We start from the raw sequence: 23,978 nt of genomic DNA on the forward strand, positions 1-23,978 counted from the left end.
TTTGGTGTTAGCAATTAAAAAGTAGCACTCACATTGAAATGAAAACTCTTGGCGGATGGGAAAGGTGTTACTTCTACATTGCTTGAAATAGCATCAATACCAAAATTGGATACTTCCGGATCATAACTGTTGTAGTCGAAAACGTTGATCAGGTTTCTACCCGAAAAACCAACTTTTACCCGGGCAATATCTTTGAACCACTTGCCGGGTAAAGTATAGCTTAGCCCTATTTCACGAACCCGGAAATAGGAGGCGTCTTCTATCCAGGGCCGGGCAGTAACACCCAAAATTGAAAGCCGGTATGCACCATTTGTTTTTTGCCCGGTTGGATCCTGCGATATTTTATCATAGTCGGGCGATGTAGCAAAAATATCGCTGAGCAATGTGCTCAGGTTGATATTTTCACCACCCTTCTTCCAATGCATTAAGACAGATAATTCAAGATTTTTCCACACAACATTGTTAGAGAAAGAAAGATTGAAATCCGGTTCCGCATCACCATACACAGCCAGGTTTGTAACAGGATCAACTTTATCAATGGCAGGGTCGCCAATACCTACTAATTGTGTGGGGCTTTTACCGTTTTCAATCCGGTAAGTACCTAATGTAGCGCCAAAGGCCCCGTCATTGAATGCAGGCACATCCAGCCGCGTAACTTTTGCCTTGTTTTTCCACCAATTTGCCTGAAGACTCCATCTCAAGTCTTTATTGCTTACCGGAACTGCGTTTATACCAATCTCAACACCTTTGTTTTCAATAGCAGCAACATTTTTCCATTCATTTGTAAAACCTGATGAACTGGCCGTCTCCACTTTTAACAGCAGGTCCTCTACATCTTTATTATACCAAGTGAATTCCAAGCCAATACGATTTTTCAGGACACCGGCGTCAAAACCAAGTTCCAATTCCTTTTGTCTTTCCGGCACCAGGTTGTCGGCTCCCCGGGTTACGTCAACTATGGACCCGGTAGTGGCATTAAAATTAGTGGGCACTAATGACGTATAAATAGCGCCAAAAGGTGCGAAGTTTCCCGATTCACCATAAGCGCCACGAACTTTCAACTGGCTGACGATTTCCCAGGAAGTGAGCGGAAGAATATTAAAAGCCAGGGATGCCTTTGGATAATAATATAACTTGTCAGCATCTCCATTACGGCTCGATTTATCGCCTCTTAAACCAAGTGTGGCAATCAGAATATCTCTATAGGAAAATTCTTCTTGCACAAAAAAGCCACGGTCTTTTGATATGATCCGGTTTTGTTCCGCCTGTAAAGAACCGGCCTGATCAATATTGGTTTGTGTGCCAATTAGCTGTGTGGCTGTATTGACAATTGTATTCAAATCGACATTCAAAGCATTAATGCCGGCCTGGGTAGTAAACTTCATGTCATTGCCGGGTTTGAAATCATACACGGCAATAGCAGAAATATTTGAATTGCGGGTAACAGTTGTTCCACGAATAGAAGCGCCGTTGGTACCATTACCATCTTTTTGAAATTGTAATACGGCGGGGAATATGCCATTTGTATTTAGTGTATAATAATCAATGCCGCCCAACGCAATCAATTTGATATTATGTTTTTCTGTATCGAAAATTTTTAATGTGCCCCTTCCTCCTAATAAAATGCGATTAACTTTTTCATTATTCGTCATCAGGTCGCGGGTTTGAATAAAATTAGAAGGCGCTAAAGGATTATTGGGATAGTTGCCATTTGCATCGGGGTAAAGATTAACCCACGAAGGGGTGGCTACAAACGATACGCCTAATGTAGTACTCGTATTATCGTTATTGAAAAATCCCCGATCTGCTTCTGACTCTACGTAGTTGGCGTTAAGAGACACATCCAGGAATTTAGTAACCTTTTGGTCCAAGTTGAGACGAAAGGACGTTTTTTGATAACCGGTATGTTTTACTATCCCTTCATCATCTCTATAGGTAAACCCTGCATAGTAAGATGTCTTATCATTTCCACCGCTGACACTTAACCGGGTATTGCTCATAAATCCATTATTGCCATATAATTCTTCTTCGTAGTTATAAATCTTTCCTCCGTTTGCATTATAAACATCAACACCCGCTTGTTTATAAGCAGCCCGAACTTTTGTGGTATCCCATTGGCGTTGTCCCAGTTCTTTCAATTGCATTTGCCAGCCTATTGACTGACCAATTTCAATTTTTGGCTTACCGGTTTTTCCTTTTTTAGTGGTGATGATCACTACACCGGCTGCCGCTCTAGCGCCATAGATAGCGGCAGTAGAGGCACCTTTTAATATTTCAATGCGATCTATATCTTCCGGATCCAGGTCCGCCACCCTGTTTGATGGATTGTCCTGGAAATCGGTGCTGCCCTGGCCGGCTGCTTTGGAAACAGAATTTAGGCCTGCCTGGATAGAGGAGTTATCGTAGTAAACGCCATCCACGATAAACAGCGGTTGCGAGTTGCCCACCAGCGATGTTATTCCCCGCAGCTTTACAGAAATACCACCTCCTGGCGCCCCCGAATTAGCTGAAATATTTGCTCCGGCAAATTTGCCGTATAATGCTCCATCAACCGTTGGCTGTGTTGTGGTACCAACCAATTGTTTCGCTGAAATAGTACCGACAGCATGGGCAAGATTGGCTCGTCTAACGGAGGAGGCCAAACCTGTGATAATAACTTCTTCCAGGTTGCCTACGTCTTCTTCCATCTTTACAACGAGATCAGCAATACTATTGCTTACAGGGACGGATTGCGGTTTTAATCCGATGTAGGAAATTTCCAGCACTCCACCCTCAGCAGGGAGAGTGAGACTAAATTTTCCGTTGGCATTTGTGGATGTACCCAAATTAGAGTTTTTCACTCTTACCGATGCGCCTTCAACAGGATTGTCTTTATTATTGGTAACGGTACCAGAAACATTTACCTGGGCAAATAGCCATAAAGGGGCTAGCAGGCACATCAGCAACTGAAATAGCCTAAGATGTAACTTTTGCATGTTGTTAATTTTGAAGTGAACAAATAAATAACAACAGGACTGATCGAAAAAGCTGTCACATATCAAAATAGTTCGGGGTGGAGCGATTAGGCAGGATCCATGTATATGCGACCTTAGGATCGGTCCCTCATGTGGTCAATTCCAAACTGTTTTGCAGCTAAGGCGGGATTATTACTTCAAAAGAGACAAGAGGGCAGGAGGAACTGCTGCTTAGGAAATTAAAATGGCCTAAAATCTTTTATCGCCGGATTATCTTCACATTATCATTGATAAGCAGGGAATTCCGCCCTTATGGGTAAGCTGTCAAATAAATTTCGCCCACCGATCTGGTGATGCCGGACAACTATTATCCTTTATATGTCTTAGAAATATCTAAGCAGCAACACCATCATAACAATTTTTGCATGAATAATTTCAAGTCATGAAGGCATCCTGCAAAGCAGTACAGAATTTTTTTTCACCCAGGCTTGCAAATGCCCATATTTTGTTTACATTTGGCTAAATAAATATTTAGTCTAGCCTAAAAATTAGTTTAGTTACTCTTAATTTATGAAACAAATACTGGTACTATTCCTGGGTGTTTTTTTTAGTGTAAATGTTTGGGCACAGCGCACCATTCACGGTACAGTGTTGAGTGTGGCAACGGGAGAACCGGTTGCCGGCGCCACTATTCAACGGGGAGATTCGTCATATTCGGTGAGCTGTGACGGCCAGGGGAAATTTTCCATTCAGCTGCCAGCCAATGATTCATTGATTATTTCGGCTGTTGGTTATGAGTTAAAAAAAATGCTGCCGGCTGCAAAGGATAATATGACTATATTATTATCACCAACCCAAAAAGAAATAGATGCTGTAGTCGTTACGGGAACCATGAGGGCCATTACAAAGTTAGAGAGCCCGGTTTCGGTAGAAGTTTATACACCACAGTTCTTTAAGAAAAATCCTTCTCCAAGCATTTTTGAATCATTGCAAAATGTAAACGGTGTAAGACCACAATTGAATTGCAGTGTTTGTAATACCGGCGATATTCATATCAATGGACTGGAAGGCCCTTATACCATGATCACTATCGATGGCATGCCGATTGTCAGCAGCCTGGCATCGGTGTATGGATTATTTGGGATACCTACCCAACTGATCGACCGGATAGAAATTGTAAAAGGTCCTGCCTCCGGTTTATATGGCTCAGAGGCTATTGGCGGTCTCATTAATATTATTACCAAATCGCCGGACAAAGCACCTTTGCTAAATGTAAACCTGATGTCAACACACTGGCGGGAACATACAGTAGACATCGGTACAAAAATCAAATTGGGAAAAAAAGCTACTTCATTGCTGGGCGTAAATTATTTTAACTATCAAAACCCGGTTGATAAAAATAACGATCAGTTCACGGATGTTACACTACAGCACCGGGTATCAGTTTTTAATAAGCTGAGTTTCGAAAGAAAACAAAACCGTGTCGCAACCCTCGCAGCGAGGTATTTCTATGAAGATCGTTGGGGCGGTGATATGCGCTGGAACAAAAGTTTCCGCGGCGGCGATAGTTTATATGGTGAAAGCATTTATACCAACCGCTGGGAGTTGATAGGCAATTACCAGTTGCCGGTTGATGAAAAAATCTTCTTTTCTTTTTCTGCTACCAGTCACGATCAAAATTCTTATTATGGAACTACCCCATATATGGGTAAGCAGCGAATTGCTTTCGGGCAGGCGGTATGGGATAAGCAAGTGGGCAGCAACCATAGTTTGTTATTGGGTTCTGCTCTTCGTTATAATTATTATGATGACAATTCAACCGCTACGCAGGATACACTCACAAAAAATAACCGGCCGGATAGCTATGTCATACCCGGTGTTTTTGTACAGGATGAATGGAAGTTGAATACAAAACACCTGCTGCTGTTAGGAATGCGTTACGATCATCACCCGGTACATAAGGGCATCTTTACACCCCGTATTGCCTGGAAATGGTCAATGAAGGATAAACAAGTGTTACGCATAAATGCAGGCACCGGTTTCAGGGTGGTGAGCTTATTTACCGAGGAACATGCTGCGCTGACAGGTGCAAGAGCTGTCGAAATTAAAGAAACACTCAAGCCCGAAAGAAGTTACAACGTGAACATGAATTATACCCGGCAGTTCAATTGGCAAAATGTGTCGTTGAACATGGATGCATCAGTTTGGTATTCCCATTTCACCAATCAAATTATTCCCGATTATGATACAGATCCTAATAAAATCATTTATCAAAATCTAAGAGGTTATTCATCATCAAGGGGTGCGACACTCAATACAGAGTTCAATGTCGGACATCGTTTCAAAAGTATGCTGGGTGTTACCTTACAGGATGTCGAAAAAGTGGAAGAAGATGGATCGGGGAAAAAAACAAGATTGCAACCAGTGTTAACGGAAAAATGGAGTGGAACCTGGGCCATTACTTATATGATTCCCGCTATCGGCCTGACGATGGATTATACCGGCAATATCTATGGTCCAATGCGGTTGCCCTTAATATCTGATAAAGATCCGCGGCCCGCTTCTTCTCCGGTATGGAGTATTCAAAATCTTCAATTCACGAAATTGTTGAATCATGGGTTTGAAATATTTGCCGGTGTAAAAAATTTACTGAACTGGACACCTGCAAAAAAATCACCTTTTCTTATTGCACGGTCACATGATCCGTTTGATAAAAAAATAGATTATAACGGCGATGGAAAAGTTGATACAGATGCCAACGGAAAAGTTCTTGTTACCGCTGAAAACCCGTATGGTTTAACCTTTGATCCGGCTTATGTGTATGCGCCCAATCAGGGAATCCGTTTGTTTGCCGGTGCAAGATTTACATTAAAAAAATAAGCTTTCTTATTTTCCAATCCTTCTTCCCAATAATAATTTGATGATTCGTTGATTGGAGTTTTTGGTGATGCCAAACAGGAAGCCGCCATTTAGTTCCCACATCGGGTGAACATATAAGTCGATCATCGGACCTAATAAATGTTCCTGCAGGTCTATGGGCAGTATTTTTTTGAAAGATCCAAGACCACCGTAGTATTCAAAGCCGACGCCAAACTTTTTTTCGATAGTGTACACTGTTTTGAATTGTGGCGCAATGCCTGCTCCTTTATTCTCACCTGTCAGTACAAAATCAACATTGGGATTAAAAGCAAAATACCAGTTGGCTATAGTTTTGTCAATGATAGGTCTTACTTCACCCTGCCACACAAATTTTGTGGTATCGTCAGGCCTGAAGAAACCAAACTCGGCAGAGAGACTGATGCCAACGGGCCATTCCCATTTTTGCGGTGCGGTAATTCTTGGCCGGATCTGATTACCTAAATATTGATAGCCGCCGCCGGGAGCAATACCCGTGAAAGTATAAAACCCAATTTCAAAATTTTTTCCAAAGCCATGGGTTATTTCCAGTGTTTTATTAAACCAATGTGCCGATTTGGGATCGGTCAGCAGCTTGCTGCCTTTGAACGTGTAATTGTTGTGCAGTTCAAAGATGGTCCATTTATGCTGAATGGTCGGGGAAGCATACACCTGTATCTCGTTGTCGGCCTGCGCATACATCGCTATGTTAGACAACAGCACACAAAAGAAGAAGCAAAAGTATTTTAGTCGCATTATTTAGCAGAGTGTCTTTTTCGAAGATAAAACAAGCTGTCAAAACAGCCGGCAACATGGGCATATAAAGTGAGTAAAACAAATTTTTTTCTTTTCGGGCTACCTTTACATTTGCTACCCCAAAAGTGAAACCGATGGAATTAAAGTACCTGCAGGAGATTGCAAAAACATTAAACTTTTCCTTAAAACAAATTGACAGCATTGCACAGTTGCATAGCGAGGGATCAACGATTCCGTTTATAGCCCGTTATCGTAAAGAAGCAACCGGCAACCTGGATGAAGTACAAATAGCCGATGTGATCGATAAGATCAAATATTTTGCTGAGTTGGAAAAAAGGAAAGAGACCGTTATCAAAACAATAGAAGGGTTGGGAAAATTAACGCCTGAATTAAAGTTGCGTATTGAAAATTGTGTGGATGCTACAGAACTCGAAGATATTTACCTGCCCTATAAGCCTAAACGAAAAACCAAGGCCTCTGTCGCGATAGAAAAAGGGTTGGAGCCATTGGCTAAAATTCTTTTTGACCAGGAAAACGTAAACGTAGATGCAGAAGCTGCGAAGTATATTTCGGAACAGGTAAAAGATGCTCCTGACGCTTTGCAGGGAGCAAGAGATATCATTGCCGAATGGGTGGCAGAAAATGAACAGGCCCGTAATGCCATTCGTAAACTGTTCCAGGAAACGGCAAAGTTCTCATCGAGAGTTTTGTCTTCTAAGAAAGATGAAGCTGATGCACAGAAATACCGTGACTATTTTGAATTCAGTGAACCATTAGCAGACAGCCCATCGCATCGTATCCTTGCTATCCGGCGGGGTGAGAAAGAAGGATTCCTTATCATGGAGATCACGGTGGAGAAAGAAACTGCGGTGGGAATTTTACAGGATTTATTTGTTAAATCATCCAATGCGGCGGCTGAACAGGTGAAGATTGCTGTAGAAGATAGTTTCGGCAGATTACTGAAATTTTCTATTGAAACAGAGTTCAGGATGCTGAGCAAAACAAAAGCAGACGAGGAAGCCATTCGTGTATTTGCAGAAAATCTTCGCCAGTTATTATTGGCTTCGCCATTAGGACAGAAAAGAGTATTAGCTATCGACCCGGGTTTTCGTACCGGTTGCAAGGTCGTGTGCCTGGATGAGCAGGGAACATTTGTTCATTACGCAACAATCTACCCACATGCTCCGCAAAATGAATGGGACAAGGCGATTCATACCCTGAAAGACCTGGTGGCGAAATATAATATTGAAGCCATCGGTTATGGCAACGGTACGGCGAGTAAAGAAACTGATCAATTAGTTCGCAGTATTGATTTTGGCAAACCGGTTTCCATCTTTATGGTGAATGAAAGCGGTGCTTCTATCTATTCGGCAAGTGAAGTAGCAAGAGAAGAATTTCCTGATGAAGATGTAACCGTTCGTGGCTCTATCAGTATTGGTCGTCGTTTGTTAGATCCATTAAGTGAATTGGTAAAGATCGATGCGAAAAGTATTGGAGTGGGACAATACCAACATGATGTCAATCAAACAAGATTGAAAGAATCACTGGACCAGGTAGTAGAGAGCTGCGTAAACTATGTGGGCGTGGATGTCAATACGGCCAGCAAACATTTATTGACGTATGTTTCGGGTCTTAGTGCAAGTGTGGCAAAAAATATCGTAGAGTACAGGACAAAGAATGGCGGATTTAAAAACCGGGAAGAACTGAAGAAAGTGTCCATGCTCGGGCCAAAGGCATTTGAGCAATGCGCAGGCTTTTTAAGAATACCGAATGCGGCTAATCCTTTGGATAATTCTGCCGTACACCCGGAAAGTTACAAAGTAGTGGAAGCCATGGCGGCCAAACTCAAATGCTCGGTAAACGATCTGATTCAAAAACCCGAAATAAGAAAAGATATTAAAGTAAAAGATTTTGTTACGGAAACAATCGGACAGTACACCATCGAAGATATTTTGAAGGAGCTGGAAAAACCGGGTCGTGATCCACGTTCACCGATCGAAGAGTTTCGTTTTGCAGATGGCGTCAGCACCATGGACGACTTGAAACCGGGTATGAAAGTGCCGGGCATCGTTACCAACATCACCAACTTTGGCGCTTTCGTGGATGTAGGTGTAAAGCAGGATGGATTGGTGCATATTTCTCACTTGAGTAACCGATATATCAGTGATCCGAACGAAGCGGTGAAACTGAACCAGAAAGTAATGGTAACAGTGCTGGAAGTAGATGCGGCAAGAAAAAGAATTGCCTTGTCGATGAAGGAAGGAGGAGGAGAGCGGAGTTCAGAAGTCAGAGGTCAGCGGTCAGAAGGAAAAGGTGCGAAACCTATAAATAAAAAACCGGAAGCGTTGAATCCTTTCCAGGCGAAGCTGATGGAGTTGAAGAAGAATTTTAAGGACTAATGTTTATAGTTTCCGGTTACCGGTTTCAGGTTGCAGGTAACTGGCAAATGTTTTACTCATCTTTAGGGATTGGTGGCTTATTGGCATTGTTGTAAATTTAACTATGCAAGTAAGAGAACCTGCCGTTGCTTACGGCAAACGCAACCTAACCATCGAGGAGTATCTGGAGTTTGAAAAAACTTCGGAAGAAAAGCATGAATATTATAAAGGGGAAATCTTTGCCATGTCAGGCTCCAAAGTTCCTCATAATACCATTGCAATGAACCTGAGTGGAATATTAGTGCAAAAACTCAAAGACAAATCCTGCAAACCTTTCAATAGTGATCAGCGAATCTATATCCCCCAAAATTCACTCTTTACTTACCCGGATATTTCCGTTGTATGTGGTAAAACTGAAACCAAGGACAACGATGACTGGAATCTTTTAAACCCCACGGTTATTATCGAAGTTCTTTCAAAATCCACAAGGGATTATGATATGGGCGGCAAGTTCGCCCTATACCGTGACATTGTCACATTGAAAGAATACATTCTTGTTGATTCGGAATCACTGAATGTCTATGCCTTTCGCATTAATGAAGGCGGTCACTGGGAACTGGAGGAGTATAAAAAAATGGAGGATACACTAAGTATCAGAATACTTGAGTTGTCCGTTTCATTAGCTGAAATATATGAAGGTGTGAGTTTGGTTAACACCTGACGGATTTCCAGTGGACAACTAAATGTTACCGGCAGTTGCGTTTACTCCCCTTTAGGAGTTGGGGGTTTTGTAATCTTCCCTTACCGGGTTAAACACATCAATCACCTTACAATCGGTAATAGCCGTAGCGCCGTGCGGCACGTTTGAAGGAATAACATAATACATTCCTGCAGTGAGTGAATAGGATTCATTGCCTATTATCATATCCAGTTGTCCTTCTATGATGTAAGTGATCTGCTCATGCGGATGGTGATGCTGAGCAAGCTGACTTCCTTTTTTTATTTCCACCAGGCCCAATGTCATATTCGTGCCATGAGCATAATAGCCCTTAAGGCCGGGTGCTAATTCTTTAGGAGTTATATTTTTTATTTGTTGCATACTAATATTTTCTGGTCACAGGAGTTGAATAAATTATAATGCCTGTTACCAGGATTCCGGTTAATAGCAAAAGAGATGTTGAAGAAATCTTTGACTGCTTGATATGAGTCTTCCTTAATTGTTGAACAGCTGTTTTCGCTTCCAGTTTTACCGAGTCAATAGATTGCATTTCTTCAATCTTGATCTGCCGTTGCCTCATCAATGCATTATTTTTTGTCGCAGCTATATCAAGATTCCATAAATTTTTTACAAATAGTATACAAACAAGGATGACTAATATGAGCATTGAAATCTTTCTAATCATAATTTTTCATCATGTTGATTTCTTCCCTCCAATCCCATTAATTCCATAAATCACGGTTCAGACTCAAAATAACACAAACTTCCACCCACCCATTTCTTATCCTTATTGTACCGCACCCCAATCATTTTTCCCTTGCTTAGCCTGGCAAGGTTATTTGCAGGCACCGGTCTTGCTTCACCATCTTTCCAGAAGTAAAATATCCTGATCTCCGCTTTTGCAGGCACGTCCGGTGTTTCAATCACATCGGCATATTTTACTTTCCGTTGAAGTATCCAGTTTTCGGGGTCTTTTACATTTTCAATATCTTCTTTTGTCACATCAATTACTACACCCTGTCCCGCAAAAGAGAACAATGGTTTCAATACATAGTTTTCAAGATCAGCCGGTAATTGTGTTACCTGGTCCAGGAAATAGGTGGCCGGTACATAGGGATGTTTGATCAAAGGCAGGGTGTATTTACTGATGCGGTAAAACCAGGCGGGATGCGGCACCCATTCCACATCCAGATCTTCAAACAGGATTTTTCCTATTTCCTGGACTTCGGTTGATTGCTGAAAAAGATCATCAAAGATCAACCGGTTGTAAATGCGTTTGATTTCCGTTTTTTTGCCGCCATTCAAATAATATAATTTCTTTCCTTCCTTGATCAGCTCGGTCAGGCAAACCGGTTTGATGCCCGTATAATCTTCGGTGCAATAAAAATCAATTCTTGTTTTTTGCTGGTGAGGAAAAATTTCCAGCAGGATCACATTCTCCGGGGCATGATCACCCAACACGATTTCTTTGAAATATTTGATATAAGACTCTTTATCATAACCGCCGAGGTAAGCTGAATAGTTGGCCGGAACATCAAAGTGATTGCGGAACACATCATCGATCACTACTTCATAAGCAAACAAGGTAGGGAAGCCCTGCATCTCGATCAGTTGTGGTTCATATTCTCCGCTATCGTTGATGCAAATGCCAAAATCAAAAGCGATAAAATGTGCATGACTGTTTTCACCGGGAACCTGTAAATTCTTCGGGATCGCCTGGTTGGTTAGTTCTTTAAACTTTGGATCGGTAATAATATCAACGATGCTTTCGCAGGCATCCAGTATTTTATCCGTAAAATATTTCGGTACAAACACCGCTGTTTCCGCCACCCTGAATTCGATAGCGCCGGGATGCACGGCATGTAACTCTTTTAAGAAGGACTCATATTTTTCATGGGTAAATTGGGCGTTGAATGCTTTGCGAACAGCGGGAACCATGCGTTTAAAATTTTATACCCAATCAATTTACTGCAAAAAACTTAGAGAGTCAGTTTTGGAGTTTTTAAGTTTTGGTAACGGATGCTGAAAACGATGCAAATAAAAAGCGTAGTGCAACTTTCAACTTCACCTCAATCTCAACCTTTGCCTCAACCTTAACTTAACCTCAAAGCCAAATCTGAAACTTCAATCTTACGCTACTGCTACTGTTTCAAAATGACCAATGGCCTGGTTCAAAAAGTTGGGCAATATATGTGAATAGGTCCAGCGGATCTTATCAGGGTCATTCAAATGCTCCAGCATGCTGTTGAGTTTTTCCAATCCATGATTTTCGATCACTGCATTTCTTTTTTCTTCCGTTTCAAAATGGCGGGTCATGCCTTCTGCATCCGCTTCGGGGTGAAACTGCGTGCCGATCATGTATTCATTAAAGCGTATGCCCATAATAGCTCTTTCGTATGGAACATGCGGCCGGTTCTTTTCGATACACAAAAGCGAACCGCCCATTTCTTTCAGCAACGAATGGTTGGGTTGTATCACCTGATAGTCGCGGCTGTCCACGGCATAGAAGGGATCACTCAGGCCATCGAATACCGGTTCTGTTTTTCCTTCTTCCAGCATGTGCACGGGAAATACGCCAAACGACGTTGATTTTCTTTTATACACCAGCCCGGCGTTAAAATAGCGGCAGGCCAGTTGAAAAGAATGACAGATGAAAAACACCTGTTTCTTCTGTGCATTGGATGGGTTGCTGTTCCAGCGTACCATCTCATCCACCCATTTACACCAGGCAATATCCCAGTCGTCAAAACGGCTCGAAAGAGGGTCGCCGGGGCCGCCACTCGAAATATAAATATCGAAAGAAGTATCGGGGAGTTCGTTCTTTTGTCTTACCTCAAATTCCGTAGTTTCTATGTCCAGGTCCACCGTTGCTGACCATTCTTTTACAATCTGGCGGATACAGCGCATGCCTTGGTTTGGCCGGCCATCATTCAGATCGAGAATGGCTATACGGATTGATCGGTTGTCGTTCCAAATCATCCTGCAAACATAGCAATTTTTTAAAAGATTGACTGTCAGCTACTGTTCAGATTTACTTAAAATGCGGCATGAGTTTGATCTGAATTAAGAATTTAAGAAGAATTATGTAATCGGCTGCAGTGCTATCGGCATCGCCTGTTGCGCCTGCCCCGACGAGGAGCGAAGTGACGGAACTCGGGGACGCTCCATTCGGGGTTCGGTAATGCTGTTCGACATATTAGTTGTTCGCAATATTAAGTTCATAAGTATAACTACATTGAAATCATAGTTGAGCCAGGTCGACGCTTTTTCAAAATCCGTATTAGCTGTAAAGCTATGACGCACTGTTTTATTATCTTTATTCGATTATGCATGAAAAGCTCTTGACTTCAATAGGAGGTCTCAAAAATTGGTCAGATAAAATATTAGGTGAATCGAAAAGGGGTGAGTGGCGATTAAGCAGCTTTGTAAGTGCATTCAACATTATAGACTATCAAAAATTTTACAAGGAACTGCTTCCTTTCGTAAAAAATTTGAGACGGACGAAAATCCAATGATCAAAACTTTGGTAGAAACTTACGAGCACAATAATTCAGTTTTACATGAGGCAATGAAAGAAAACTTTCTATACGATATGTTGGCAAGTGTGTTACTAGATGTGCCGTCAACCGGAAGAAAAGCTGATGATTTGATTAACGCTATAAAAGAAATTAAATCAAACACGGAAAATTTAGAGTATACGTTAAAAATATATACCTCTTCTTGATGAATTATTGTCGCAAGGGGTGAAAATGTAAAACACAATTGTCCAATCATCATGAGATTATCTTACTTTTTCATCTTATTCTTTTTTGTAGTTCAACATAAGTTGTCAGCTCAACAGGTATTAGAAAAACAACCATTAAATGAACTTGCCGGATATAAATACAAACATGTAGCGATGAATGCAGATTCATCAGGTAGTGGCCTCCCGATAATTATAGGTTTACATTGGAGCGGCTCTACGCCGGATGAGTTCGCTGCCTACCTGGATGATTTTAAGATTCCTGCCCGACTGATATTGGTGCAGGCTCCTTATCCACATAAGAAGGGTTTTTCTTTTTTCAGCAGGCAACCCAAAGACTATTACACACTACCTGCCGATGAAAAAATGGTTGTTCTATTGAGCGAAGGGGAAAAATTAAGTAAGTTTATTGAGGCTATCACCTCTTTATATAAACCTTCCCGGAAACCTATTATTATTGGCGCTTCGCAGGGGGGCGATCTAAGTTATGTAATAGGAGCCCGGTACAATCATTTGATAAGCCAGGCTTGTCCTTTATTGGCTACAATGGACAACCGGATAATCCCTTCAGGCAACGGGCAAACTCAAAACTTCAACCCAATTGATGTTTTTCATGGTGACGCCGATCCTATTGTGAAAATAGATACGTCACGGCAACATGTTCAGGCCTTGAAACAGAACAACTACAAGGTAAACCTTCATAGTTATAAAGACATAAAGCATGATATTCCCGGCGAAATGGAAAAGGATTATATCAGGCTAATTGAAGGAGTATTGGGTAACTGAAACATTTTTACGAATCGAAATCTCATTTTTCTTCTGGCGTCTTCATTTTTTTTTCAACGAGGAAATTGCTTCGCCGGGGGGCGCGCCAACACTGGTGTGTAAGCCTTTACAACAATCTATAATCAATGGCTCATGCCCCAGTTGCAGATTAACCTTTAAAATGAGATTCTAAAATAGCTCTTTCGTCGACCCTCTTCCTTATATCACTTGTTTTTACGATTACCTTCATATGCACCCACAGAGGGAGGGACGCTATATTCATTTCCTTCCTTATCTAAAACTACACCATCATGCAATTTCCCATAACCCACTGCAGGACTATTTATATCAATTTTATACGAACTGCCACCGATTATTTGTGGATTCTTTATTAGCTGTTTTACCACATTGCCTGGCAGATTCGGCCCTTGCCAATTGACATTTGTAGTCTTATACCACAAGTTATTTTCAAAAGAAAAAGTATTAGAAGCGGTGTTCGGTCCTGTGTTTACTTCAGTTGACACATTGTTATCAATGACCACAATATTATTGAAAAATGCATTGTTTCCACTCGGGAGAAACCGGGCAGGATTGACCGTTTCCTGTAAAATACGCACCACCCATTTTTTGGGAAAGAGAATAGTGTTATTATAGACCTTTACTTGTGTACAGCCTACATAGGCAATGGCTGTTTCTGATCCTTCAATCACATTCGCTATCACCGTTATTCGTTCTGCCTCAGTAGTCGCATTTTGGGGTCTGAAAAATTGTAGCCCGGTACTGCCTCCCAGGTTCATAGCCCTTGCTCCTCCATTTTTAAAATGGTTGCGTAATATTTCAATTTCGAAGCTGCCTCCTTTTGCCTGTATAGAATTAGAACCTGGATTTTCGAATTCATTATCAGCAATCAGGCCGTAATGGCAACCCACCATATCAATGCCGCTGCCACGGGCAGCTCCGTTTAAAAAGGAACATTTAGTTATTTCAAAATAATTCAAACCGGATAGTTTCAACAGGTCATTGTTGCCACTGGCCTGTATATTTCTGAAAATGCAATTGGTAATGCGTATATGATGAGTGGGTGAGTCAAGTGTGCCTGCATCATCGATATTCATGCCATTGGCTGTCTGCCCTTGTATGATAAAACCCTCAATATGAAGATAGCTGCAATCAGAAAATTGAATACTATTCGATCCTCCTTGTATGGTGACGGGTTTATTTTTGTCTGCTAATAAATAAATATAGTTCCCCTCCTTCCCATTAAGATTAGAAATAGATATACCACCGGCTATCGTTGCTTCATGACACAAAATGGTATCGCCAGCCTGCACAACTGTGGCTGCTTGGGTTATTGTTAAATAACTATGCCCAACTCCTACATGAAAAGTGGTGGCCCTCACCATATACATGTTCACGATCAGGCACCAAAGCAAAAAAGTAGGTTTAATAACAGGAAAGTTTATTTTCAAATATAAAGATTAAACTCGCTGGTGTTTTTTGTTCTTTCAGTTTCTCCGGTTCCTCAAATAAAGGAAATTGTCTGACCATGGTTTGGCCAAACCATGTCAGCATTCTTGATATTATTGGGCTGAAGGTATTTCCCCATAAAATCGTATAACAATTTTCAGATCAAATGAATTTTTCTTCTCACTTGTGACTTTTCACTTCGTACACCATCTCCCCACCCAAAAAAGTCTTCAGCACATTTACCTGCAATAATTCACTTTCACTTGCTTTCATCAAATCTTTATCGAGGATAATAAAATCAGCAAACTTGCCGGGCTCCAAACTCCCTTTTTCTTTTTCTTCAAAATTGGATTTGGCGGCCCAGATGGTCATGCCCCGCAATGCTTCTTCCCTGGTCAATGCGTTTTCTGTTTGGTAGCCAGTAGCCGGCCACCCTTTGGCATCCCTGCCTGCCGGCGAGGCAGGTTTGCGAATGACAGCAGCATAAAATGTTTTAAAAGGAGAGATGTCTTCAACAGGAAAGTCGGTGCCTAATGGCAACCAGCCATTTTGCTGCAATAATTGTTTGTAAGCATAAGCAGCTTTTACTCTTTCACTACCTAACCGATCACCGGCCCAGTACATATCGCTGGTAGCATGTGTTGGCTGAACAGAGGGAATGATCGAATAGCTGCCAAATAAATTGAAATCATTTTGATTGACTACCTGTGCATGTTCGATTCGCCAGCGACGGTCATTTTTACCAGTTAAATATTTTGCATAAATATTGAGCATGGTCCGGCTGCCACTATCTCCAATGGCATGGGTACATAGTTGAAAACCTTTTTGTGCTATCCAATTTGCTACGGAGTCAAAATGGTCCGGTTTACTCAATAAAAACCCATAATGACCGGGTTTGTCGCTGTAAGGTTGTAACAAGCAGGCTCCTCTTGATCCCAGTGCACCATCGCCATATACTTTAAAACTTCTTACATTCAAACGGTCCGTTTTGATGATGCCTGTTTTCTCCAGCCAGTCAAAATTGGCTTTTTCATCACTGAGCATGACATACAATCTCATTTTCAGATCACCACTTGCCTGCATGGCTTTTATTCCTTCCACTGCCTGGAAACTTAGGCCGCAATCATCAATGCTGGTAAGGCCAACCGCAAAACAATTTTTCTCAGCGTCTTTTAACGCTTTGGCAAACTGTTCATCCGTTTTAGAAGGAATTTTTGAAGACACAAGATCAATGGCGTTGTCAATCAATATGCCGGTTAGCTTTCCATTTTTTGTTTCCACATCGCCGCCTGTTAACTGCATGCCGGCTTTTACACCCGCTTCTTCCAATGCTTTTTGATTGGCGATGGCGGCATGCCCATCTACTCTTGTTAACAACACCGGCTGGTCGGGAAATAGTTCGTTGAGCTTTTCATTAGTGGGAAATTCTTTTATGACCCAGTCATTCTGATCCCAGCCACGTCCGGTCAGCCACCCTTCTTTACCTGCCTGTCCGGCAGGCAGGTTTTCTACGGCAAATGATTGTAGTTTTTTCAAAATTTCCTCCCAACTGTTGGTTCCGACAAGATTGACTGTTTGCAACGACATACCGTAGCCTACAAAATGTGCATGGGCATCAATAAAACCCGGATAGATAAATTTTCCCTGTGCATCCAGTTTTTCTTTTGCATTGTATTTTTTTTCCAGGTCGGTTAGCTTGCCAACGGCGACAATTTTTCCATTTTTTACTACCAATGCTTCAACAATGGAAAAAGAAGAGTCAACGGTGTAGATGGAACCGTTGTAAACTAAAAGATCGGCATCTTGCTTTTGCGAACAGGATACAATAAGGCTGAACAATGTTAGTAAAGGGAATAGTAAATATTTCATCAGGATTATTTAAAACCTTTTTAGAAAGAAGGAACGCAGATAACGCAGGTTATTATGAATGATTAAGATTTCATCATGACAATCATCACCAGTTTAAAATCTGCGTTCGATATAAAATATTAGATGCCTGCTAAAAATTGTCCTTGTATATACTCCGCTACACTGGCCAGGGATTTGGTTTGCTCAAATACGGCCAACTGGCGGTCGGCGCCCGTGCCTTTTTCCAGCATTTGATGAACAAAGGCTATGCGATGACGGCTGCCCAGGTGATCGAGAACCGGATCGATGAAATCAAGCAGCTCATAAATCAATGCCCGGGTGTTCACTTCCTCTTCCTTTCCAAAATCAATCAGGTAGCCGTCCACTCCATAACGGCTGGCCCGCCATTTATTTTCATTGAGCAATGCACGGGAGTATTGAATGAAGTTGAGGTTTTTAGACCGAAGCATATAGATGCGGGCGCAGATGGCCTGGAACAGCGCAGCTATGGTAATTGTTTCATCTACTGTCATTGGGATATCGCAAATGCGAAATTCAACTGTATTGAAAAATGGATGCACACGCAGATCCCACCAGATTTTTTTAGCATTATCAATGCAATTGGTTTTGATCAACAGCTTTACATAATTATCATACGCTTCGATGCTGTCAAACGCATCGGGTATACCCGTCCGGGGAAATTTATCAAACACTTTTGTCCGGAAAGATTTATAGCCCGTCATTCTTCCCTCCCAAAAAGGTGAGTTAGTGCTTAACGCAAAAATATGCGGCAGAAAATACCGGGTTGAATTGGCGATATGATTGGCCATCTCCCGGCTTTGCATGCCTACGTGTACATGCAGGCCGAAGATCAGGTTGCTGCGGGCCGCTTCCTGTAATTCATTTACAATTTCGTTGTAGCGGGCTTGATCCGTTATCAACTGGCTTTCCCAATGGCTGAAAGGATGAGTGCCGGATGCGCCCATGGCGAGATTGAGGCCGCCGGCTATGTCGGAAATTGTCTTTCTCAACAGCGATACATCGTTAAAAGCTTCATCCGCATCAGCGCAAATGTCCGTACCTACTTCTACTACCGCCTGGTGCATTTCAGCCTTTACTTTATCTTTGATCACTTTCTGTCCTTCCTGCACAATTTTCTGCTCATGGCTTTTTAATTCTTTGGTGACCGGATCAAGCACCATGTACTCTTCTTCAACGCCGAGCGTAAAGGTTTTATAGTTTAATATCATAATGGTTATTGAGTGAAAATTTCTTTTGTTTCAATGATAAGACCGGGTATAGCTTTGCTGTATATCAGCTCCTTGCCCGCATATAACTTGGCTCCATCGTAGCGGTTGTTTTCGTTCAGTACAAAAACAGTGAGACTTTCTTCCTCCGGGTAAATGATCCAATATTCTTTTACACCGGCTTCTTCATACAACTCATATTTAAGATTTACTTCTTTATGAGAATTACCGGGAGACAAAATTTCGACAACCAGGTCAGGAGCGCCGCAACACCCTCTTGTATCAATTTTTGTTTCATCACAAACAATACAAATATCTGGCTGCACTACCGTAGTTACTTCAGTATCTTTTTTTCGATTTTTTACCGGAAGCCTAACATCAAAAGGCGCACTAAAAGTCTGGCATTTTTTATCTTTCAGGTAAGTTGCGATTGGGACAAAAAGATTTCTTGAAATCGCCTGATGCCGGATATTAGGGACAGATAATTTAAAGATCTTGCCACGAAAAAGTTCCAGTCGTTCTTCAAATTTCCATTGCAGGTAATCCGCATAGGTATAGCTAACGGAAGAATCGGGCTCTTCCACCTGCATGTATTGTTCATTATCTGTATCGTAAACGGTAAACACTATGTCAATGGTGTTTTAGTGCTGCTTCTTTTTACATACTCACCCCAGGTAAGATTATCGCCATTCTCATCATGGGTCATCGTTTTTTCGATGGCGTAGTTAGTGGCCGTTTCTACCACCCATTCAAAATTCTCTTCACCTACACTGGTTCTTTCGGCATCGGGAGCCGGGTTGCAAAAATCAATAGCATAGGGCACGCCATCTCTCACCGCCAGTTCAACGGTGTTAAAATCGTAGCCTAAGTATTTATTAATTCGCAAGACAATGTCAGTCATCTGTTGCAGCCTTTCCGCGGATGGAGCAAACTCCGCCACATACCGAAGATGGTGTGGATTGCGGGGCTCGTATGGCATGATGCGTACATATTTCCCACCGATACAATAGCAACGATAATATTCGCTGAAAATAATTTCTTCCTGCAGCAACATGACTAATTGACCCGTCTCACTGTGTTTTTTAAAAAAATCTTCCGCACTATCCAGTTTGTATACATGTTTCCATCCGCCTCCGGCAAAGGGCTTCATATAGGCCGGGAAACCGACATAATTAAAAATGCTGTCCCAATCCAGCGGGTAAGCCAGGTTGCTGAATGATTCATCGGTGGTGTCATCCGGTAATTGCCTGGATGGAATAATGGCCGTTTTGGGAACAGGCACTCCCACTTTTGTCATCAGGCAGTTGTTGAAATATTTATCATCGGCGCTCCACCAAAAAGGGTTGTTGATGACCGCGGTGCCGGTAACGGCGGCGTTTTTTAACCAGGTTCTGTAAAAAGGGACATCCTGCGAGATCCGGTCGATGATTACCGCATAGCCACTGGGATCGCCCTGCATGGCTTTATCGATGCGCACAGACTCTGCTACAATGCCCGGCACATTTTTACTGTTAACCCTTGCAACGAATGCCTCAGGAAAGGAACGTTCTTTGCCATGCAGGATTCCGATTTTTTTCATGTTGTAATTATTTAAGGTTTTGGTCAAAGGGACCAGTTGTACAATGCGATAGTTATTTTTTGCGCAAAATTCGAAGATGACAGTTTTTAATTGGGCTATTGTGAACTGGTAATCAGCTCTTACCAAATTTATTTTTTCGACACCATATAAACAAATTAATGAAATTGTTTTGTTGGGCAGTATAAAGAAATGTTTCCCGATATTTTATCCTGAATTCTTATTTTTGAAAATTATGCAACTGGTACATACTGCTAATATCCTTGTAGAAAACAGAACCCTTTTATCTGTATTCCTCGAACGTGAAGTAAAGATTGATTTTTTCCTGCCCAAAAATGTCGCTGACCCATCGGCCATGAGTTTGTTACTGATCAATGATGGTCAAAACATGGACGAATTGGGATTGCAGGCTATTCTGGAAAGACTATACGCCGACAAATTAATAAATCCTGTTCTTATTGCTGCGATACATACCGGTTCGCAACGCAAAATGGAGTATGGCATAGCTTCACAGGCCGACTATCTCGGCCGGGGGGCAAGGGCAGGGGCTTATACTTATTTTATATTGCGTGAACTGTTACCCTTTATCAGGGATAGTTATCAAATCACATCCTTTAAAGAAAGGGCTTTTGCCGGTTTTTCGCTAGGCGCATTGATGGCCATGGATATTGTATGGAACCATCCTGAAAAATTTTCAAAGGCCGGTTTATTCTCCGCTTCTTTTTGGTGGCGCAGCATTGATCAAACCGAAAAGGAATATGATGACGATAAACACCGCATCATGCACCAGGTGATCAGGAACGGTAAATACCATCGTGGTTTAAAATTCTTTTTTCAATGTGGTAATATGGATGAAACGATGGACCGCAATAATAATGGTGTCATCGATTCAATTGACGATACACTGGATATAATTAAAGAATTAGAAGCAAAAGGCTATGACCGGGAAAGAGATATTGAATACCTGGAAATGTCCGATGGCAAGCATGATATCGCCACCTGGGGCAGAGCTATGCCTGAGTTTTTGAAGTGGGGCTGGGGGAAGGGTGGCAGAAGTTAAGAACGAAAAGTGAAAAGTCAGGGAACTGCAAACCGTCAATTGCAAACTGCTAACTGCCTACTGTAATCTGTCATCACAATCAATAAACTTTATTTCTGCGAATAGGGGTACATGTTTCTCCAGTTGTTCTTAGAAGAAACATTATCTATTTATGAGATTCGCGACCCTCGTCACACTTCTTTTATTATTCTTTCCCTTTTTTTTAACCGCTCAGCAATCAACGGTATTTACACAAAGCATCCGGGGAACAGTTTTAGACAACATCCTGCAAACTCCTGTAGCTGGAGCAACTGTTATTTTACAGGGAGCAGGGTCTGTGATAACTGATCAAAATGGTAATTTCAGGTTTAGCGGTGTGTCGCTAACATCCCAGCAACTACATATTTCACATACAGGTTATAAAGAGGCCGCTGTTGAAAACATTGTCGTAAATGCAGGAAAAGAAACTGTGCTCACCATTTTATTAGAAACGAATGTGCGGGATGAAAAAGAAGTAACGGTGAAAGCAACAACAAAGAAGAACCAGCCCCTGAATGAAATGAGTGCGGTCAGTGCAAGGGCATTCACTGTAGAAGAAACACAGAAATATGCCGCAGCAGTAAATGATCCGCTTCGGATGGCTGTTGCCTTTCCGGGTGTAATGGCTGCCGACGACGGCAACAATAGCATCGTTATAAGAGGGAATTCTCCCGCTGGTTTGTTGTGGCGAATGGAAGGTGTCGATATTCCTAATCCCAATCATTTCAGTAGCGCCGCCACCAGTGGCGGTGGAATTTCCATCTTAAGTTCACAACTGCTGACTAATTCAGATTTCATGACCGGAGCATTTGCCGCAGAGTATGGCAATGCATTGAGTGGTGTGTTTGATTTGAAATTGAGAAAAGGCAATAATGAAAAAAAAGAATATTCTTTCCAGGCTGGAGTATTGGGATTAAATGCGGCGGCAGAAGGACCGATCTCTACTTTTTATAAAGGATCTTATCTTGTTAACTATCGTTACTCGACCTTATCATTGCTAAATAAACTTGGCGTGTTAAATGATGGCAGCATCACTAATTTCCAGGACCTGTCATATAATATTTACTTGCCTGCCGGTAAATTGGGCGACTTCACAGTTTTTGGATTCGGCGGATTGAGCAATGATAAGTTCGATGCAAAAAAAGACTCTTCCACATGGAAGGAGCCGGGTGACCGGGATATTTCAAAATTTGTTTCTAATACAGCCATGAGTGGTCTTACACATATAAAGCTGCTTGGAAGCAAGACGAACCTGCGATCGGCTATCGGGCTTTCGTATAATACGATCAGTTATAACGAAAAATATATTGAAGACGATTACTCCGAGTCAGAAGAATACCGGGGTAAATATGATACAAGGAAATGGACGCTGTCTTCCACATTAAACCACCGGTTTAATACCCGGCACATATTGAGGGGAGGAGTGATGGTGAACTTTATACGGTTTGGTTACAATCAGCATTCAAAAGAAAATCCCAATGCACCATTGGAAGAAATGATCAATACCCGGGGAAACACCAAACTTCTGCAGTCATTTGCTCAATGGCAATATAAACCTTCGAATGACATTACATTAAATGCAGGGTTGCATTATATTCACCTGCTGTATAATAATTCGTCCTCCTTTGAGCCAAGAGTTTCGGTTAAATGGGATATGAGTAAGAAAAGTAACCTTTCCTTCGGCTATGGCCTTCACAGCCAGGTGCAACCTCTTGGTGTGTATTTTGCACAGGTTGAGGATGGGCTTGGAAATATTAGTCATCCAAATAAAAATCTCAGGCTCACCCGGGCACATCATTTCGTCGTATCGCATCAATACAGGCTGGCGAAAAATCTCCGGCTAAAAACGGAAGTTTATTATCAACATCTGTTCAAAGTGCCCATTAGTATATTCGATACAAGTTCTTTTTCTCTACTAAATGTCGAAGGCGATTATGTTACCGATCCGTTAGTCAATAAAGGAAAAGGTAAAAACTATGGGGTAGAGATTTCGTTGGAAAAATACCTTGCCAATAATTTTTATTACACGCTGAGCAATTCTTTATATCAATCGAAATACATGGCGGCTGACGGAAAAGAGCGAAATACCCGTTTTAATGGCAATTACATCGTGAGTTTCTTAGCCGGCAAAGAGTTTTTGTCTGCCAATAGATTAAGAACAATTGGCGTGAATATTAAAACAATCTATGCAGGCGGTTATCGCACAACGCCTATAGATAAAGAGCAATCGGTGCAGGAAGGCTATACAATCTTCAGGGAAGAAGAGGCTTACAGCTTGCAAAATCCCGCTTATTTCCGAACAGACCTCCGGCTGAGTATAAAATGGAACCGCCGGAAAATAACTTCTACGTTGTCCCTGGATATACAGAATCTAACTAATCGCCTGAACATTTATAATCAAACCTTCGATGAAGAAAAGGGAAATATTATTACAAATTACCAGGCAGGGTTGATACCTATACTGAATTATAAAATAGAATTTTAAGTTACTGAAAAGGCCCTGCTGAGCGGGGCTTTTTATGCATCAGCATAAATACAAACGTTCGGCTTAAAT

At 41.7% G+C, this 23,978-nt stretch carries 18 protein-coding genes; 7 read left to right on the forward strand and 11 right to left on the reverse strand.

Annotated elements, in window-relative coordinates; translation table 11 throughout:
* Window positions 1-14 precede the first annotated feature (14 nt).
* Window positions 15-2,975, reverse strand: a complete 2,961-nt coding sequence (locus ACFEL9_RS08055; protein ID WP_385888143.1) for a SusC/RagA family TonB-linked outer membrane protein — start codon at window positions 2,973-2,975, stop codon at window positions 15-17.
* Window positions 2,976-3,524: 549 nt separating this feature from the next.
* Here ACFEL9_RS08055 and ACFEL9_RS08060 point away from each other — a divergent pair.
* Window positions 3,525-5,834 (forward strand): TonB-dependent receptor, encoded by a 2,310-nt coding sequence (locus ACFEL9_RS08060; RefSeq protein ID WP_385888145.1) that lies wholly within the window; start codon window positions 3,525-3,527, stop codon window positions 5,832-5,834.
* A 6-nt stretch (window positions 5,835-5,840) separates the two neighbouring features.
* Here ACFEL9_RS08060 and ACFEL9_RS08065 read toward each other — a convergent pair whose 3' ends face one another.
* Window positions 5,841-6,605, reverse strand: coding sequence for a hypothetical protein (locus ACFEL9_RS08065; RefSeq protein ID WP_385888147.1), 765 nt, complete (start codon window positions 6,603-6,605; stop codon window positions 5,841-5,843).
* A gap of 134 nt (window positions 6,606-6,739) precedes the next feature.
* On the opposite strand from ACFEL9_RS08065, the gene ACFEL9_RS08070 reads away from it, so the two are divergent.
* Window positions 6,740-9,004, forward strand: coding sequence for a Tex family protein (locus ACFEL9_RS08070; protein WP_385888150.1), 2,265 nt, complete (start codon window positions 6,740-6,742; stop codon window positions 9,002-9,004).
* A 103-nt stretch (window positions 9,005-9,107) separates the two neighbouring features.
* Entirely contained in the window at window positions 9,108-9,704 is a 597-nt protein-coding gene (locus tag ACFEL9_RS08075; RefSeq protein ID WP_385888153.1) for a Uma2 family endonuclease, read from the forward strand.
* Between the two features lie 51 nt (window positions 9,705-9,755).
* On the opposite strand, the gene ACFEL9_RS08080 is transcribed toward ACFEL9_RS08075, so the two are convergent.
* The 4 genes from ACFEL9_RS08080 to ACFEL9_RS08095 form a co-directional block, all read right to left on the reverse strand.
* A complete protein-coding gene (locus ACFEL9_RS08080) occupies window positions 9,756-10,082 on the reverse strand; it encodes a cupin domain-containing protein (RefSeq protein WP_385888154.1) in 327 nt (108 codons plus the stop codon).
* A gap of 1 nt (window position 10,083) precedes the next feature.
* Window positions 10,084-10,386, reverse strand: coding sequence for a hypothetical protein (locus ACFEL9_RS08085; RefSeq protein WP_385888157.1), 303 nt, complete (start codon window positions 10,384-10,386; stop codon window positions 10,084-10,086).
* A gap of 50 nt (window positions 10,387-10,436) precedes the next feature.
* Complete coding sequence (locus ACFEL9_RS08090) at window positions 10,437-11,639, reverse strand: hypothetical protein (RefSeq protein WP_385888160.1); 1,203 nt, start codon at window positions 11,637-11,639, stop codon at window positions 10,437-10,439.
* A gap of 192 nt (window positions 11,640-11,831) precedes the next feature.
* A complete protein-coding gene (locus ACFEL9_RS08095) occupies window positions 11,832-12,680 on the reverse strand; it encodes a type 1 glutamine amidotransferase (RefSeq protein ID WP_385888162.1) in 849 nt (282 codons plus the stop codon).
* A 427-nt stretch (window positions 12,681-13,107) separates the two neighbouring features.
* Here ACFEL9_RS08095 and ACFEL9_RS08100 point away from each other — a divergent pair, with 427 nt between their 5' ends.
* Both ACFEL9_RS08100 and ACFEL9_RS08105 read left to right on the forward strand, forming a co-directional pair.
* Window positions 13,108-13,425, forward strand: a complete 318-nt coding sequence (locus ACFEL9_RS08100; protein ID WP_385888165.1) for a hypothetical protein — start codon at window positions 13,108-13,110, stop codon at window positions 13,423-13,425.
* A 51-nt stretch (window positions 13,426-13,476) separates the two neighbouring features.
* Window positions 13,477-14,229 (forward strand): alpha/beta hydrolase, encoded by a 753-nt coding sequence (locus tag ACFEL9_RS08105; RefSeq protein WP_385888166.1) that lies wholly within the window; start codon window positions 13,477-13,479, stop codon window positions 14,227-14,229.
* 203 nt (window positions 14,230-14,432) lie between these two features.
* Here the strand turns inward: ACFEL9_RS08105 and ACFEL9_RS08110 are convergent, their stop codons facing one another.
* From ACFEL9_RS08110 to ACFEL9_RS08130, 5 genes are all read right to left on the reverse strand, one after another.
* A complete protein-coding gene (locus ACFEL9_RS08110) occupies window positions 14,433-15,677 on the reverse strand; it encodes a right-handed parallel beta-helix repeat-containing protein (protein WP_385888169.1) in 1,245 nt (414 codons plus the stop codon).
* Between the two features lie 178 nt (window positions 15,678-15,855).
* Complete coding sequence (locus tag ACFEL9_RS08115) at window positions 15,856-17,544, reverse strand: amidohydrolase (protein ID WP_385888171.1); 1,689 nt, start codon at window positions 17,542-17,544, stop codon at window positions 15,856-15,858.
* A gap of 119 nt (window positions 17,545-17,663) precedes the next feature.
* Window positions 17,664-18,773, reverse strand: coding sequence for a carboxylate-amine ligase (locus ACFEL9_RS08120; protein WP_385888174.1), 1,110 nt, complete (start codon window positions 18,771-18,773; stop codon window positions 17,664-17,666).
* Window positions 18,774-18,778: 5 nt separating this feature from the next.
* A complete protein-coding gene (locus ACFEL9_RS08125; RefSeq protein WP_385888176.1) occupies window positions 18,779-19,396 on the reverse strand; it encodes a Uma2 family endonuclease in 618 nt (205 codons plus the stop codon).
* Window positions 19,396-20,349 (reverse strand): ATP-grasp domain-containing protein, encoded by a 954-nt coding sequence (locus ACFEL9_RS08130; protein WP_385888179.1) that lies wholly within the window; start codon window positions 20,347-20,349, stop codon window positions 19,396-19,398. The genes ACFEL9_RS08125 and ACFEL9_RS08130 overlap by 1 nt, the downstream gene beginning before the upstream one ends.
* 232 nt (window positions 20,350-20,581) lie before the next feature.
* Between ACFEL9_RS08130 and ACFEL9_RS08135 the strand changes: the two genes are divergently transcribed.
* The gene (locus tag ACFEL9_RS08135) at window positions 20,582-21,406 is read left to right on the forward strand and encodes an alpha/beta hydrolase (RefSeq protein WP_385888182.1); all 825 of its coding nucleotides are present in this window, start codon (window positions 20,582-20,584) and stop codon (window positions 21,404-21,406) included.
* Window positions 21,407-21,557: 151 nt separating this feature from the next.
* Complete coding sequence (locus ACFEL9_RS08140; RefSeq protein WP_385888184.1) at window positions 21,558-23,909, forward strand: TonB-dependent receptor; 2,352 nt, start codon at window positions 21,558-21,560, stop codon at window positions 23,907-23,909.
* Window positions 23,910-23,978: the final 69 nt, after the last annotated feature.

This window comes from Terrimonas alba (genome assembly GCF_042434975.1).
Classification (GTDB): Bacteria; Bacteroidota; Bacteroidia; order Chitinophagales; family Chitinophagaceae; genus Terrimonas_B; species Terrimonas_B alba.